Source organism: Geobacillus proteiniphilus (genome assembly GCF_001908025.1).
Taxonomy (GTDB): Bacteria; Bacillota; Bacilli; order Bacillales; family Anoxybacillaceae; genus Geobacillus; species Geobacillus proteiniphilus.
The window spans coordinates 1-16114 of sequence record NZ_MQMG01000021.1 but is presented as its reverse complement, the minus strand read 5'-3'; the positions used below and the strand labels follow the sequence as shown (position 1 = coordinate 16114).

12 protein-coding genes and 1 pseudogene are annotated in these 16114 nt (G+C 45.5%); 10 read left to right on the top strand and 3 right to left on the bottom strand.

The window, feature by feature from the left end:
- The first annotated feature begins 135 nt into the window (after positions 1 to 135).
- Positions 136 to 1395, top strand: coding sequence for a DNA polymerase IV (locus BRO54_RS08805; RefSeq protein WP_074043712.1), 1260 nt, complete (start codon positions 136 to 138; stop codon positions 1393 to 1395).
- Between the two features lie 29 nt (positions 1396 to 1424).
- Here the strand turns inward: BRO54_RS08805 and BRO54_RS08800 are convergent, their stop codons facing one another.
- Positions 1425 to 3143, bottom strand: coding sequence for a coiled-coil domain-containing protein (locus BRO54_RS08800; RefSeq protein WP_074043711.1), 1719 nt, complete (start codon positions 3141 to 3143; stop codon positions 1425 to 1427).
- A gap of 412 nt (positions 3144 to 3555) precedes the next feature.
- On the opposite strand from BRO54_RS08800, the gene BRO54_RS08795 reads away from it, so the two are divergent.
- Together BRO54_RS08795 and BRO54_RS08790 are read left to right on the top strand one after the other, a co-directional pair.
- Entirely contained in the window at positions 3556 to 4191 is a 636-nt protein-coding gene (locus BRO54_RS08795; protein WP_074043710.1) for a BMQ_0737 family morphogenetic spore coat protein, read from the top strand.
- A gap of 100 nt (positions 4192 to 4291) precedes the next feature.
- Entirely contained in the window at positions 4292 to 4870 is a 579-nt protein-coding gene (locus BRO54_RS08790) for a hypothetical protein (protein WP_074043709.1), read from the top strand.
- Positions 4871 to 5150: 280 nt separating this feature from the next.
- Here BRO54_RS08790 and BRO54_RS08785 read toward each other — a convergent pair whose 3' ends face one another.
- The gene (locus BRO54_RS08785; RefSeq protein ID WP_074043708.1) at positions 5151 to 5633 is read right to left on the bottom strand and encodes a hypothetical protein; all 483 of its coding nucleotides are present in this window, start codon (positions 5631 to 5633) and stop codon (positions 5151 to 5153) included.
- A 339-nt stretch (positions 5634 to 5972) separates the two neighbouring features.
- Here BRO54_RS08785 and BRO54_RS08780 point away from each other — a divergent pair, with 339 nt between their 5' ends.
- The 4 genes from BRO54_RS08780 to BRO54_RS08760 all read left to right on the top strand — a co-directional run bounded on the left by BRO54_RS08780 (position 5973) and on the right by BRO54_RS08760 (position 9972).
- Positions 5973 to 7106, top strand: coding sequence for an IS4 family transposase (locus BRO54_RS08780; protein WP_074043707.1), 1134 nt, complete (start codon positions 5973 to 5975; stop codon positions 7104 to 7106).
- Positions 7107 to 7782: 676 nt separating this feature from the next.
- Positions 7783 to 8658 carry an IS4 family transposase gene (locus tag BRO54_RS08775; RefSeq protein ID WP_239691233.1) on the top strand — a complete coding sequence of 292 codons (876 nt, stop codon included), beginning with the start codon at positions 7783 to 7785 and terminating at the stop codon, positions 8656 to 8658.
- Positions 8659 to 8924: 266 nt separating this feature from the next.
- Positions 8925 to 9257 (top strand): hypothetical protein, encoded by a 333-nt coding sequence (locus tag BRO54_RS08765; protein WP_074043705.1) that lies wholly within the window; start codon positions 8925 to 8927, stop codon positions 9255 to 9257.
- Positions 9258 to 9303: 46 nt separating this feature from the next.
- Positions 9304 to 9972, top strand: coding sequence for a DUF2642 domain-containing protein (locus tag BRO54_RS08760; protein WP_074043704.1), 669 nt, complete (start codon positions 9304 to 9306; stop codon positions 9970 to 9972).
- A 146-nt stretch (positions 9973 to 10118) separates the two neighbouring features.
- Here the strand turns inward: BRO54_RS08760 and BRO54_RS08755 are convergent.
- Positions 10119 to 10994, bottom strand: a pseudogene (locus BRO54_RS08755) (ArsB/NhaD family transporter); the annotation flags it as partial.
- Positions 10995 to 11779: 785 nt separating this feature from the next.
- On the opposite strand from BRO54_RS08755, the gene katG reads away from it, so the two are divergent.
- From katG to BRO54_RS08735, 3 genes are all read left to right on the top strand, one after another.
- Positions 11780 to 13990, top strand: a complete 2211-nt coding sequence (gene katG / locus BRO54_RS08750) for a catalase/peroxidase HPI (protein ID WP_074043703.1) — start codon at positions 11780 to 11782, stop codon at positions 13988 to 13990.
- Between the two features lie 512 nt (positions 13991 to 14502).
- Positions 14503 to 15459 carry a DUF3800 domain-containing protein gene (locus BRO54_RS08740; RefSeq protein ID WP_074043701.1) on the top strand — a complete coding sequence of 319 codons (957 nt, stop codon included), beginning with the start codon at positions 14503 to 14505 and terminating at the stop codon, positions 15457 to 15459.
- Between the two features lie 233 nt (positions 15460 to 15692).
- The coding region (locus BRO54_RS08735) for an NUDIX hydrolase (RefSeq protein WP_074043751.1) at positions 15693 to 16114 on the top strand (422 nt) is incomplete at its 3' end.

Genomic DNA, 16114 nt, shown 5'->3' with positions numbered 1-16114 from the left:
GTTCTCGTTAAAGCCCCCTAAACCGACCCCGTGAGACGTCAAAAGACTTTCTGCACGTAGGAGAATGGGCTGTTTTCCGCGAACAAATGATCTGGTACAATGAAGAAGAAAACAGAGAAAAGAAAGGGAAAGGGCATGTCAACAGAGCGTGAATCCCGCCGACGGATCATTTTTCACGTCGACTGCAATTCGTTTTTCGCCAGCTGCGAGATCGCCCGCCATCCGACGCTTCGGGAAAAGCCGGTGGTCGTAGCAGGGGACCCGAAAGAGCGGAGAGGGATCGTGCTGGCGGCGAACTATGTGGCAAAGCAACAGTTTGGCATCTATACGACGATGCCGCTCTGGGAAGCGAAAAAACGCTGCCCGGACCTTGTCGTGCGGCCGCCGGATTTCGCCTTTTACCGCGAGATGAGCCGCCGCATGTTCCAATGGCTCGAGCGTTTCTCGCCTGTTTTGGAGCGCGCCTCGATCGATGAAGGCTATTTGGACATGACTGGCCGGACGCCAACCGTTCACCCGCTGGCCGTGGCCCATCATATCCAGCGCGGGCTGTTGGAGCAGCTGTCCATTCCAGTGAGCATCGGCATCGCCCCGAATAAGTTTTTGGCGAAAATGGCAAGCGAGATGAAAAAGCCGCTCGGCATCATCGTGCTGCGTAAACGCGATGTCCCGTCCGTGCTATGGCCGCTTCCGGTCGAACAGATGCATGGCGTCGGCCATAAAACTGCTGAGAAGTTGCGTGCGTTGGGCCTGCGCACAATCGGCCATGTGGCGAAGGCCGACCGCGAACTCCTTCGTCAGATATTTGGCGTTTACGGTCCGCGTCTTCACGACCGTGCAAACGGCATCGATCCGCGTTCGGTCGATCCCGACGCAGGGGAGAAACGGAAATCGGTCGGCCATTCGACGACGTTGCCATACGATATGGACAAAGAGCGGGAACTGCTCGCTGTGTTGCGCCAGCTAGCCGCCTCGGTCAGCGCAAGGATGAAACAAAAACAGGTGGTCTCCCGAACCATCCAACTGACGATCCGCTATCATGACTTTCACACGATCACCCGCAGTCAAACAGGGAATCATCCGTTCCACGACGCGGAAGCGATCTATTCTTACGCGGCACAGTTGTTTAAAAAGCATTGGGACGGCCGCCCAGTGCGGCTTCTTGGCATCGCCGCGATTCACGTGTTTGACGAGCGGGAAGAAGGAAAGCAGCTCGATTTGTTTCATTATGAAGAGGAAGCGAAAGCCGAAGCGCTTTGGCACACGATCGAACAGCTGCGGGCCAAATTCGGTGATCGCGCCCTTCGAACGGGTGCTGAGCTGCTACGTGGCATCCATTCACGGCCCGCGTTGGCTCAAGAAAAAAAGAAAGGCGATGTTTTGGATCCAAAATAGGAGAGGCAGGGAGATTCCCCACCTCTTGGTTACGGGACAATTTTCGTCTTTTTGAAGAAGGATAGCAGCCGCCATTTATGGCTTTTTATTTCTTCTTCAGCGGATGGATTGTCTGCCTGAACCATTCTATCCGTTTCCATTGGCGAAGAAGATGGATGGGCCAGGTTCGTTTCGCTAGTTGCTTTGGTAGGCGAAAGGGGGGCAGCGGCGGGGGAGGAGAGCACATCCTGCATGGTTGATTCATTTTTTGTTATTGGAGCTGGAAGCATCAGTGTTTCATGGATCTCATTTTCACTTTCTGTTTTTTGGTGATTCCCCCTCATGTCTTTAAACGATTGGTCATGATGGGTTATTGTATTGGTTCGATCTTGGCTTTCTAAAGCGGACGCCCTATCGAATGGAAGTTCAGTTTGCGAAGGGATAGAAAGTGTATGTTCGTTGTTGTTGATCCATTCAGATATTCTGGCTTCTGTACCTAGCGTATCTTGCGATTGGATGGTGGATGCTGGTGAGTTCGGTGACCTGTCCTCTTCCTCTCCTGCCGACGATTGATGTCGTCGGGATGGATGGCGACTATGGTGAGAGGAATGGTTCTCCATTCGAACACGTTTCATCTGGTTGGACTTTTGAGAAGATAGATGGGTTGATGAGGTTAGATGTGATTCTTTGGTTCTTACAGGTGAAACCACGATGGGCTGTTTTGTTTCATCAATAAATTCTTGTAGTTTCAAAAAGCTGTTCGACGATGAAGATTCTGTCTGTTTGCTGCCAACCAGTTGCTTGGCTGATTGGATCGTTCGAGAGGAAGTTTCGTGTTCTATGGTCAATAGTTGCACAATCTGACGCAACATATCTTTTAATTCGCTCATGTTGCTATCAGGATCCTCTCTTTCTCGGTCATCCCATTTTTTAGTAAAATTTTCCATTTGTTTAGATAGATGTTCAATTTCTCTAGAAAATCGCGATGTTTTTTCCAAAATAGACTCCAGTTCAACTTGTTGGTTTAAAATGTGTTTTTGTAAAACCAATAAATCCTTGTGTCTCTCTTGATCCATTTGCGATAGTTTTTCTTCCACCGTATGAAGTTTGTTGACCAAGAGGCGAACTTCTTCTTTCAGTTCATCTGCTTCTGGTTTATGAGTGACCAGAGCGTTTTTCAGTTCTTCCACCTCTCGAGATAGTTGATGGTTGTACTCTTTTAAAATACCATAATCTTTTTCCATCGTCTCGATCCTTTCTTTGCAAAGTGTTAATGTTGACTGAAACGAAACATGTTCGTTCATGAAAGATCGTTGCATAGAAAGCTCCCTCTCTAGGGATCGTTTTTTTTCTTCGATCATTTCCCGCTCTTTTTCCCATTCTGTTTGCTTTTGCTTTAAATCCGTTATCTCTTTTAATAAAGACTGGATGTGCTCTTCTTTCATTTTTGTTTGTTCTTTCCAATAGGAATGCTCCGTTTTCAATTGCTCGATCTCCTCGCGCAACTTCCCGTTTTCTTGATCCATCTTCTCTAACATTGCCGATAAGTCATGAATCTCCGTTGTTTGCCTAGACAACATGTCTTCATACTGTCGGCATTTCTCGGTAAGTTCAGTGTTTTCAGCCATTAGCTGGTTGGTTTGTTCGTGAAGATGGGCTAACTGGTCCTCAGAGGTTAACGAAGCGAGCAATGTTTTGTATTTGTCTAATTCGGATTTTAGATGGATGATTTGTTGCTGCAATTGAATACTTTTATGATCTCCACTCACGGCTTCACCCCCCTTTTTTAGCCATCTGTCATATTAGTGATTATATGCAAAAAATGGATGAGTATTTACACTTCATTTGAGGCAAATGTATCAGTTAAGGCTGTATTGGTACAGAATCGTTTTTGAGTGTATTTCGGATTTCCTATATAGATGCAATTGGAAACTTTACCATTTGCAGCTTTTACAGAGCCAACCGGCATTTGATCGACTGTCGGGCGACGGAACAACGCCATCTTTCATCCCACGATGGAAACCGTAGGCTTTCAGACGTCTTTTTCTGTAAAATTTATTATCTTTGTCCTAAACAATGGATTTTAATTATAAAAATAGGCTTTTTAACCATCACTCCCATTCGTTCATGACATACTATAGAGTAGCCTAAAAAAATGTAATGAAAGGAAGGGTATATTCCATGCCGATTAATTTAGAGCAATTTGCTCAACAATTCGACCGTGAATGCATCCAAGTTTGTAAAGTATATGACTGGACAACACACGTTGTACAGCTCGCCCAAGAGATCACCTTTACGTTTCCGACTGATTCTTTAACCGGCGTTACGATTTCTCAGGTCAATTGTTCCATCACCTTGTTGGAGTGTGCCGAAGACGCGCCTCGCCGCGATATTGAGTGTATGGTGGGCGATCAAGTAGTAACATTGCAGGCTGTCACTTTAAGCAAAACGATTCAAGTCGTTTTAGAGGTGACTGGAACCAATACATCTGGCGCTCAGGTCACGGTGCTCAGCAACCCCGTATTGATCACGACCAGTGAAGAAGTGATTCTTTGTGCTCCAGAAGGCACAACGGTGTGCTGCAATGCTGTGCAAAATACCTTCAATACTTGCCGCGTAGGGGCGTTTACGCAAAACGGGAACAACATTACTGCGAATATTTCGATCAGAATCTGCCAAAGCATTGTCGTGACATTTGAAGTCATTTTGGAAGTCGCTGCAAGATTTTGCCAACCCCGCCCGGAAATCATCTGCGAAGAAGAATGCCCTGTGGATGTCTTTCCGCCGCAATGTCCTGCCGTCTTTCCAACGATGTAAAAAACAATGTTTTGTTTATCCCGCAAAAAAGAGGAGATCACTCCTCTTTTTTCATACATATAAAATTAATAACGAACGGTTACAGGGGAGGAGGAAAAGGATGATTAGCCATCTTCCAGAAATGGAAAATAAAATCCGTGCCATTGAGAAGGAGCTTCATGTTGTCAAACAAGCATTAAAAGAGATGAAAAATTTGACCCAACAGGATAAACACGATGAGATTCGTGCCATTTGTTATTTCACATATTCATTATTGCTTCCGAAAACAGCGGGGCACAAAGGGACAGTTGCAGCGAACTTCACGATTCGCAATATGGGTTCTGTTCCTTTGGACAATCCTTTTATATGTTTAAGGGTCACCCCTAAAGAACACATTGCATTATCGGCAAAATTAGGAGATGGTATCCAATATGACCAACGTATCAATCCATTAGTGATGGAGCCATGGAACTATATGACCGCACAAGCGGAGCAAATGGCCGAAGAGAAAGGGGAGTTTTGGTTAAAGCCGGTTCGAGTATCAAAAATTGAGCCGGGGCAAAACCTTTCTTTTTCCAACTTTCAGTTTCAGATCGACATGGGAGAACAACCTACAACCTACAAAATGGAAGGATTTTTTTTCTGTCAACAGTTTCCTGACGGGATGCGAGCGTTGAATAATATTGTCATTCATACTTAATGGCTGAACACATTGTACAATCAGGGCTGGTTCATGACAAACCGTTTTCGTTCGGAAACTACAAAACAAAAGCTGACTCAATGGTTATTTATATCTCATATTTCGCAACCTTTGCATAATATACAAAAAACAACCCGGATATTCGCATAAAAATAATTTTTTATACAAAAAATTGTAAAATAATTAATTTTTATTCGGTCAAATCGGGCTTATTTCGAATTTTTATTCATGGTGCGAAATGTGAGTTATATATCTTTTCATTGAGTCAGCTTTTTATTCGTTATGCGTTTTTGACGACAAGGGCGTTCAAGGCGCGAGTTTCAGCTGTGATGCCGCTTAACAAAGTGGATAGAATTCCTCCGTTCGTTTCAATAACAACGCGATAGATATGCGTGCCCACTCCTGGTACATCCACCCATGTCAAGTTCGGGAATAGCGTCGTGTTGGCGGCAGCCGTTAACACAGGAAGAAGCGATTCGACATCAAGGGATGCAATTGGCGTAAAGGCTCCTCCGTTCGTTGAACGCTCTAAGCGATACGTAATGCCTGTTAAGGTCACGCCGGATAGGAGAGCCAATACGGCCAATTCCAATTCGACCATCGAATCAAGCTTGACACGATCCCCGCTCAGGGTGGTAATCGGTTGCAAACGAAGCACTTCCGTGACGGCTGTTCCTGTCAGCGGGATTGTAATGGGCAGATCAGTTGAAGACTGCGTAAAAAACAATTGGGGAAACAATCCACCATTGCACACACAAACCATTCATCTATCATCCTTTCCCAATAGTTTAGGTTTGGTACTACTGTATTAAATGATAATGTTTGGAGAAATGATTCTGATGAATAACTATTTTTTGACCTATTTCCTGTAAATGGGGGAATAACTAATTCTTGAATCCGTGACAGTGGTTCATGAAAAATACCGAAAAACCCTATTATATCAAGGATTTAGCTAAGTGTCGGACATTCACTTATTGAGTGAAAAGCAAAAAGTGTTATCAGGCGTGTTGATTATCCAATAAAATCCAAAGGGTATAGAAAAAAGAGCACCTTTCCTGTAGAATGTGAGTAGCAACACAAACAAACCCAGGAGGTGCTCTCTATGAACAAGCATACCACACTCCCGAATTTGATGCAAAAACTTGTTTCGGATGAAGAGATTCAACGGATTGCCGAAGCGGTTGGGTATCGTGATTCGTCTCGAACCTTTCCGTTGCGCGAGTTGATTCACTTCTTCCTGCTGGCCGCCATGCATCAATGGAAAAGCTTTCGCCACGGAGCCGATGTGGGGCCTCTGTATGGATTGCCGCGATTCCATTATTCAACTGTATCCAAGAAAGCGAAAGAAGTTCCCTATGACATCATGAAACGCTTGTTGGCGTTGATCATTTCCAAGTGCAACCGCCAAACCCGCCGTTCGCTTCGGTTTCCCAAACCGCTTCGGGTGGTGGATTCGACGACCGTCACGGTCGGGAAAAACCGCCTGCCATGGGCGCCGTATCACGGCGAACGCGCCGGAGTGAAGCTGCACGTCGCGTATTCGCCGGAATCCTCGTTGCCGGCAGACGTGGTGGAAACCATCGGACTGCGTCATGATGGCCCGGTGGGAGAACAGTTGACGAACGCTCAACAAGTGCTCGTGGAAGACCGGGCGTATTTCAAAATCGAACGCCTCGATCGATTTGTGGAGCAGCATCAGCTCTTTGTCATTCGGATGAAGGACAACATCGAACTTCATCAGAAAAAAAGCTTGAAACGCCTTTCCAGCACATCCTCATCGGTTCAAGCCGACTTCACGTGCCAGTTGGGGACGAAACAATGCCGCTCCACCAAGCGTCACCGGGTGGTGATCTTTCGAGATGCGAATGGCCGCGACATTCGGGTCGTGACGAATCTCTTCCATGCGTCTGCGGAAACCATTGCCGACATGTACCAACAACGTTGGACCGTTGAAGTCTTTTTCCGCTGGGTAAAGCAATATCTGAATGTCCCAACCTTGTTTGGCACGACGGAAAATGCGGTATACAATCAGCTGTTTGGGGCGTTCATTGCGTATGTGTTGCTGCGATGGCTGTATGATCAAACCAAAAAACGGACGAACGTCTCTCTTTCCTTCATTTCGTTTGTTCGCCGTTTTTTCTCTGGGCAGCTTCCTCTCGATTGGAAATCCGGGATGGCCGCTGCTTTGTTTGAGTATGCCCAAATTTATGGAAGACGTATGTCTAATTTTGGATAATCAACACTCGTGAAGTGTTATATTTGTTGATTTGGCAAGCTTTCTCGGCAGTTTCAGGGCATTCTCATCATGGATTCAGCTAATGAGACAAGAGGATGAATGTGGTGAACGAGGGGGCGCCAACCCATACCCATCAAGTTAAGAATTTTGGTCTTTGTGCATCGTCAAAAACATGGTATCCTTATCTAACGAACACTCCACGTTAGAAAGGATTTTTTTCATGGAAAAACAAATGAAAGCATGGATTCAAACCATTCGTCAACTCTTTTCTCCCGAAGAATGAACCCGTCTCGCACGGAAAACAGGCTTTATCCGGCGGCAGCGTTCGTTAACGGCGGAAGCCTTTCTGACTCTCTGTGCATGGGGAGATGGCTCACTGGCAAAACAGTCGCTTCAGCGGTTGTGTGCGGCCTTGACGCTCTGGCATGGCTGTTCCCTTTCAAGCGAAGGCTTGAATCAGCGTTTTACCGATCGGGCCGTGGCATTTTTGCGAGAAGTGTTTTTCCTTCTCCTCCTGCATCAACGTCCATTGCTTTTGTCAGCCATGGAGACCTATCGAACTTGTTTTACCCGCCTGCGGATTTTGGACTCAACCAGCTTTTTGGTTCCCGCTGACTATGGGGAAGACTATCGAGGTTCCGTTTCGTCGGGGGCAAAACTTTAGTTTGAATATGATTTGTTATCCGGCGCCTGCCTTCAGCTATGCGTTCAATCGGCCAATGACTCGGACGCCCGTTTTGCCTATCATGCCCAGCACACGATTTTACCGAATGACCTATGTATTCGGGATTTGGGCTTTTTCTCCGTTGCCGCACTGGCCGAGATCGACGCCCGCGGAACGTATTCTATTACTCGGCTCCGTTCCGATATGAAAGTGTATATCAAGGAGAATGGCCAGTGGAAGGAATGGGATTGGGAATCCCTTGGGAATCAATTAGAGGAAGGGGAATCAGTGGAAATGGAGCATGTATACATCGGGCATGAGCGCTTGTATATCCCACGCTTGATTTTTCGACGTCTGACGGCGGAAGAATGGCAAAAACGGATGGCGTATGTGCGAAAAAAGGAAAAAAGAAAAGGGAAGGCGCTGGCACGCCAAACCCTCGAACAAAAGAAATACCACATCTTACTGACGAATTTACCACAAGAGTCGTTTGATGGTCAACAGGTTTATGAGCTCTATTCCCTGCGCTGGCAAATTGAATTGTTGTTGAAAGCCTGGAAATCCGTATTTGATTTGGAGAAAGTCAAGGAGATGAAAAAAGAACGTTTCGAATGCCATTTATACGGGACGTTGATTGCCATTTTGGTCACCCAGACGTTTCTGTTTCAAGCTCGGATGTATTGGCATCAAAAGGAAGACATTCAAATCAGTGAACGGAAAGCGCTCGATCTTCTCCAATCGTATTGGCACCAGTTGCTTTTGCGTTCGCATATGGCGGAAATCAACCTTTTCTCTCTCCTTTCCCTGTTACGAAAACATGCCAAGAAAGGTCGAAGGAAAGGGGAAGAAACGGCATCAGATATCTTAACGAAATTAGAGATATGGTAGAATTAGATATGGATATAAATACCAAATACCCCTCTTCTGGAGGGGTATTTGGTATGCCCAATAATGGATGTGATCCCCATCATTCACTGCGGGGATGAACACGAGTATCGTCTTAAAAATTTTATACCGCTAAACTTGACGGGTATGGGATCCTCGTTCCCAGCGGCAGCGGATATTATACAATTGTCAATGGAAATGAAATTATTCGAGTCCATCCTTATCACATCAAAAGCATCAGCTGTGGCCCCAAAGGAGCGTTTCAAGCGGTGACGGCGGGAGAAAGCCAAGGAGGCGGCGAGAACCAGGGAGAACAAAAACAGCAGGAATCGCAAGCATCCCATCAGGAGAAAAAGGACGAAAAGGAAGGGGAACGGCACAAGAAAGAAAAGAAAAAGAAAGAAGAAAAGGTCAAAGACGAGAAGAAGACAGAATCGTCTTCCGATAAGCAACAAGAAGGGCAGAGTGAAAAGGAGAAAAAAGGAAAGGAACGCGACAAGACGAAAAAACATGGGGAAGACAAGAATAAGAGAAAAGGTGACCATCAGGAAAAATCAGAGGAGAAACCGAAAAAAGAGGATCAAAACCTCAAACACGATTAACATGCAACAGGCGGCATTCACCTGAAACCAAAAAGGATGAGAGGCAATGGATCCACTAAAAACATTGTTAGGAAAACATGTGAAGATGGAGATTTCCGGGGGGACAACGGTTCAAGGGATTCTTGTCGACTTTGGTTTAGATATTGTGGTGATCTATACAGGGAAAGAGTATTTGTATGTCCCCCATTTGCATATTCATTGCGTCAAACTCCACACTGATCCCACCTTCCAAATCGCCAGTCCCTTTCCGGAAGTCCCGTTGCAGGAAGAATCGGGAATCTCTTACCGAAAGACGTTATTAAATGCCAAAGGGCGATTTGTTGAAATTTATGTGATTGGAAATAAATCGATCCATGGTTATATTACCAATGTGTTCAATGATTACTTTGTTTTTTATTCACCGGTCTATAAAGCCATGCTCATCTCGTTGAATCATTTAAAATGGTTAACTCCCTACCAAAAAAATATTACTCCTTACACATTAGGAAACGATGTGCTGCCGGTGCAGCCGACTTCGTTTTCCTTGCAGCGGTCCTTGGAAGAACAGCTGAAAAAGATGGAAGGTCAATTAGTCATTTTTGATTTGGGTGATCACCCAATGAAAATTGGCCTGTTAAAACATGTGCAAAGTAATATCGCCGAACTTGTCACAGCGGGTGGAGATTCGATTTATTGGAAGGTGATTCATTTAAAAACCGTCCATTTTCCATCATAGAGAAAGGGACACTACAAGATGGCGAATCGAACCAGACGGAGGATCTCTTGTTTATGGGATGGTGTGGGGCAAACTTGATTAAACTGTCATTGACAAGCCAAAATCCCTCCTGGCGTGAAACGAAGGAGGGATTTTTGGCGGGGTTACATATTTAAAGCGTACCATCGCCATCCTAATAGTACACACGATCCTGTGAGCGCGACCATTTCAACCGGAATATGCATGTACGAAGCGACAAACAGGCTCAACCGGACAGTCAGCACGAACAGAAGAATCATCTTCATTTTGTTTTCCGATACTTTCATCTCATCATAGGCGGAACGGTCCTTCAGAGGATGGTGGAAAAACGAGCGGGGAGTAATAGGAACCACCATTGGAGGCAGCGTTTTAGGGATATCATGATAAAAAACGAGAAACAATAACCCTAGCAAAAACAACAACCCCAGCACCGAGGGAACGAACATCATCGCTGTCTGCATGTATAAGTTCATATCGATGATTTTTAATGAAATTAAATTGACCATGTTGCTTACGCCGATCGGAGCGCTCGAGGCGGTGGCAATCAACGCCCCGCTGATGAGATATGGCAATTTCTGATGTTTTTTCAGCTGAAAGCTGTTTAAAAGCAATAGTAAAATGGGCGTCGTGATCATGATGCTGCCGTCATTGTTAAAAAAAAGCGTCATCAGGAAACAAAGGGTGTTGGTGTACCAAAATAACCGGATCCCCGACCCGTTGGCCCGATGGGCAAGAAGAGAGGCGATCCAATGAAAAAACCCGATGCTTTCAAGCACAAGCGCCATGACAAGAGTTGAAATGATTGTCATGGCCGCCCCGCTTACTTTGACGCTAATATCCATCAGATGGGACACGTTCACCGCTCCGCTGGCGATGACGATTAACGCGCCGATGGTTGCGGGAATGGCCTCATTCATTCCTTTTGGGCGCCAGTAAATGAGCATGATCGTAAAGAAAAAGGCAAAGAGGACCATAGCTGATGTAATAGACATCACTCCTTTCATGGTTTCAGATTGTTTTGATCCGTCCATCTTTAAATTGTCCATATGGCTTGTTTGTACTGTATATATATGTGCCCTAAAACAGTCTTGTACTGTGCCATTCGCGCAATTTCTACAAAATCCGCATTTGTTCGCTATGGATGATAGTCTAGAGGAAAATATGGATGGACAGGGAGAGGAATCGGGAGATGTAAAACATTGGATGGCCAACGCTTTCCCATACGCAAAGAGGGGACAATTGTATGATAACTAAGGTTTTGAAACCCTGCGCTCTCGATGGTTTTTCCAATGCTCCAAAAGATGATGGGCGTATCTTCAGGAGAAGAAGATTGGCAGACAAACAATCCCTCTTCAGCAAGGAGCGGTGTAGAAGAGTGTAAAATTCAGTGATATATAGATCACTGACGATTTGATCAGTCGGATCTGGAAAATCAATGATAATGATTGAGTACGGAGCGGGATGGGAAGCAAGAAAATCAACCGCGTTTTGGGGATGGATGGTGACGCGGCGGTCATGGAGCGAGTATTGGTTCAAATCCGCTAAACGTTTGACATGCTTCGCTGCATGCAAGACAAAATATACGATAGGAATGGCATGTCTTGAGTTGATACGATGGTGCGATCGAAGATAGGAAGATTGTATACTAAAAAATATTTTTTATCCTTTACTAATAAATATCAATTTAGTATAATTTTAATGTACTAATCATTATCAATTCTAGTTGTCAGAGAAAACAACTAGAAAGATAATGATAAAATTTGAATTTATGATGAAAGGGGAAGAGGGAATGGAAAACCAAAATCAACACAATGTTTCCAAATGTCCGTATCATGGCGGCGTGACCAGTCATGCCTCGAACAGAACAACAAACAAAGACTGGTGGCCGAACCAGCTGAACTTAAGCATTCTCCATCAACATGACCGAAAAACGAATCCTCATGATGAAGAGTTCAACTATGCTGAGGAGTTTCAAAAACTAGACTACTGGGCGCTCAAAGAAGATTTGCGCAAACTGATGACGGAAAGCCAAGACTGGTGGCCGGCCGATTACGGCCATTACGGGCCGTTGTTTATCCGCATGGCCTGGCATTCAGCTGGCACGTACCGCATTGGTGACGGCCGCGGCGGCGCTTCGACCGGCACGCAGCGCTTTGCGCCGTTAAACAGCTGGCCGGATAACGCCAACTTGGATAAAGCGCGGCGGTTGCTGTGGCCAATCAAAAAGAAATATGGCAACAAGATTTCTTGGGCGGACTTGTTCATCTTGGCAGGCAATGTCGCCATCGAATCCATGGGAGGAAAAACGATCGGATTCGGCGGCGGCCGAGAAGACGTATGGCATCCGGAAGAAGACATTTATTGGGGATCGGAAAAAGAATGGCTCGCTTCTGAACGCTACAGCGGGGATCGCGAACTCGAGAATCCGCTTGCGGCTGTTCAGATGGGGCTGATCTATGTCAACCCAGAAGGGCCTGATGGCAAGCCGGATCCGAAAGCAGCGGCGCGCGATATTCGCGAAACGTTCCGCCGTATGGGAATGAACGATGAAGAAACAGTCGCCTTGATTGCAGGAGGCCATACGTTCGGTAAAGCGCATGGCGCTGGCCCGGCTACACATGTTGGCCCCGAGCCGGAAGCCGCCCCGATTGAAGCGCAAGGGCTGGGCTGGATCAGTTCGTATGGAAAAGGAAAGGGACGCGACACGATCACAAGCGGCATTGAAGGCGCTTGGACGCCGACGCCAACCAAATGGGATACATCGTATTTCGACATGCTGTTTGGCTATGACTGGTGGCTGACGAAGAGTCCGGCTGGGGCATGGCAATGGATGGCGGTCGATCCGAATGAAAAAGACCTTGCACCGGATGCCGAGGATCCGTCGAAAAAAGTTCCGACGATGATGATGACGACGGACTTGGCGCTTCGGTTTGATCCGGAGTACGAAAAAATCGCCCGCCGATTCCATCAAAATCCAGAAGAATTTGCCGATGCATTTGCCCGGGCGTGGTTTAAACTGACTCACAGAGATATGGGTCCGAAAACGAGATATCTCGGTCCGGAAGTTCCGAAAGAAGATTTTATCTGGCAAGACCCGATTCCGAAAGTCGATTATGAACTGACCGATGCCGAAATCGAAGAAATCAAAGCGAAGATTTTGAATTCAGGGTTAACGATCAGCGAACTCGTGAAAACAGCTTGGGCTGCGGCCAGCACGTTCCGCAACTCGGATAAGCGCGGCGGAGCCAACGGCGCCCGCATCCGCCTTGCCCCGCAAAAAGGCTGGGAAGTGAACGAACCAGAACGCTTAGCCAAAGTGCTTTCGGTGTATGAAGACATCCAAAGCGAGCTGCCGAAGAAAGTCAGCATCGCCGATCTCATCGTTCTTGGCGGCAGCGCCGCGGTCGAAAAGGCGGCCCGCGACGCCGGCTTTGATGTCACAGTGCCGTTCATTCCAGGACGGGGCGATGCGACACAAGAGCAAACCGATGTCGAGAGCTTTTCGGTATTGGAACCGTTCGCAGATGGCTTCCGCAACTATCAAAAGCAAGAGTACAGCGTTCCGCCGGAAGAGCTGCTCGTCGACAAAGCTCAGCTGCTCGGGTTGACCGCACCAGAGATGACCGTGCTCGTCGGCGGCTTGCGGGTGTTGGGTGCGAACTACCGTGATCTGCCTCACGGCGTCTTCACTGATCGCATCGGGGTGCTGACGAATGACTTTTTTGTCAACTTGTTGGATATGAACTATGAATGGGTGCCGACCGAAGGCGGCATTTATGAAATCCGCGACCGGAAAACGGGCGAAGTGCGGTGGACGGCAACCCGGGTCGACTTGATTTTCGGATCGAACTCGATCCTTCGTTCGTACGCGGAATTTTACGCCCAAGACGACAACCGAGAAAAATTCGTCCGCGACTTTATCAACGCTTGGGTCAAAGTGATGAACGCCGACCGCTTTGATATTCATTTGAAACAAGCAAAAGAGTCGGTCACGGTTTGATCGGCGAGGCGAAAAGAAGCAGCTTGCCGCTGAATTGGCAAGCTGCTTTTGTATGTCTAGAAATCTCTTTCTGTGGCGGAAGGGCGGCTGAAGGCAGACGGAACACTCAATCACTCGATTTAATTGAGGGTGATGAAGAAAACAAGGTCATGTCGATCGTTTCACTGGTGATTTCAATGCCTGTTTATTTGATTGTGAGAGGAATAATTGGGAATAGTATGTATTTTATTGACAAATTATGTAGTTTTCAGTATTATTGCGGCAGGACCAAATAACATAGAATAGAGGAGAAGGAAAACACAACCGCTCATGTCAAAAATATAATAAAGATAGCTCAGCCCTGCCAAACGGTAGCGGGGAAAAGCTATCTTACCGTACGTTGAGATGCTATCAGCCCTGCCAAACGGTAGCGGGGAAAATAACATCTTGCTATTCTAACTATAAGATATAAACGTGTTTTAGTCAACAAAAAATGAAATTATGTATCGGAAAATAGGGGAGTCTGCTCATTTATGCACTACTTAATCTATTTTGATGAAAGTAATAAGCTTGACCAGTTTAACGCTGACTATTCTTACTATGGGGCCTATGGGGGAACCGATGCCTCGATGGCGAAGGTAGTTAAGCAAGTTCGAAATATCTTCAAACAGTGTAATTCTTTTAGTGAACTTCATTTTCGAGAGTATACGAAAGACAACCTTGTCAAGAAATATTTCCAAACCCTTCATACGGTTATTAATGAGAATGTACAAATTAATATTCTAACCGTTAATAATAAGGACGCTTTATATGCGGCACAAAGAATTGGATTAACGACGACTGAGCTAAGAAACTTATTCTATATTAAAATACCGGAAAGGTTATTTTATGGAATGACTCGGGATTTATCGAGTCAAGAATCTGGAATGGTTAGGGTGAAGATTAAGGTAGACCAGAATGATGAGTATGATAAGCTTTTTCTTGAAACGAAAATCATTGAACAGATGAATGCACATTCGGCTTATCGCAATAAAAATTATCGCGTTGTTAATGTCCTTTCCCAAAACTCTGTCAAATCAATACCTTTGCAAATAGTGGATACATTTATGGGGATTGTTATATTTTTGCTGGAACAAAATTATCTCGAATCATCCAATACCGCTAAGATAAAAAGTGATTTAATATACCGATTTCTCATTGAAGGGAATAACTTAATTAACTTTCAACGGCAAATCAAACTATACAAATGGACGGGACACGAAGAACTCACCTCTATTAACATCAGCGACTATGTATCGCCCTTTATGGCTTATAAGGCAGCATACGATTCACAAGAAATAATACGAATTCAAAAGATCATGGTTGAGAATCCCGTGATGTCTCTAAAAGAGCTTAGACTCAAGGTGGGTTATCCGAATACCATGAAGAATACACTTATCGGATATAAGGATCAGATTGAAGGGCGGGGAAGAAATTATTCTATTTTATGATTCTCGTATTTTTCATCAGCAAACTGACCGTTTTATCCCTTGCAGTGCTCCTATTGGTGTTGATCACTGTTGTATGGATTCGGAGGGGGATCGGAAGCCGCGATGAGAGACAATGAAAAAATGCTCCAACGGGCATATCAAACTTGCTAAAGCTTATCTTATAATGTAATAGACTGGTAATCAAGGCCAACTGCATCAGCAAATGATCTAATAGATTCGGAAAGGAGCGCCCGATGAGGATACGCAAATGTTCTAGAGCAGTGATCGTCAATGAGCGAAACGAAATTCTTCTTCAGAAATTTGAATTTCGGGACGTGGCAGGAAACAAAGTGTTATGGGTTACTCCAGGAGGGGGCATTGAAGAAAACGAGACCCCAGCTGAAGCTTTAAAAAGGGAATTATACGAAGAACTAGGCATAGTTGTTGATCTTCTCGGTGAGCCCATATTCCAACTGGATGTATGGATTGAAGGAAAACAAGGTTCTTTTATTAGCCGGGAAATTTATTATCAAATCACGATCCAATCCGATACGGTGTTGTCTATCGAACATATGACAAAGAACGAAAAAGACACACTGAAAGGGCTAAAATGGTGGAGCAAAGACGAATTGCAAAAAATCAACGACTTTGCGCCGCGTGAAATATTGAATTACAT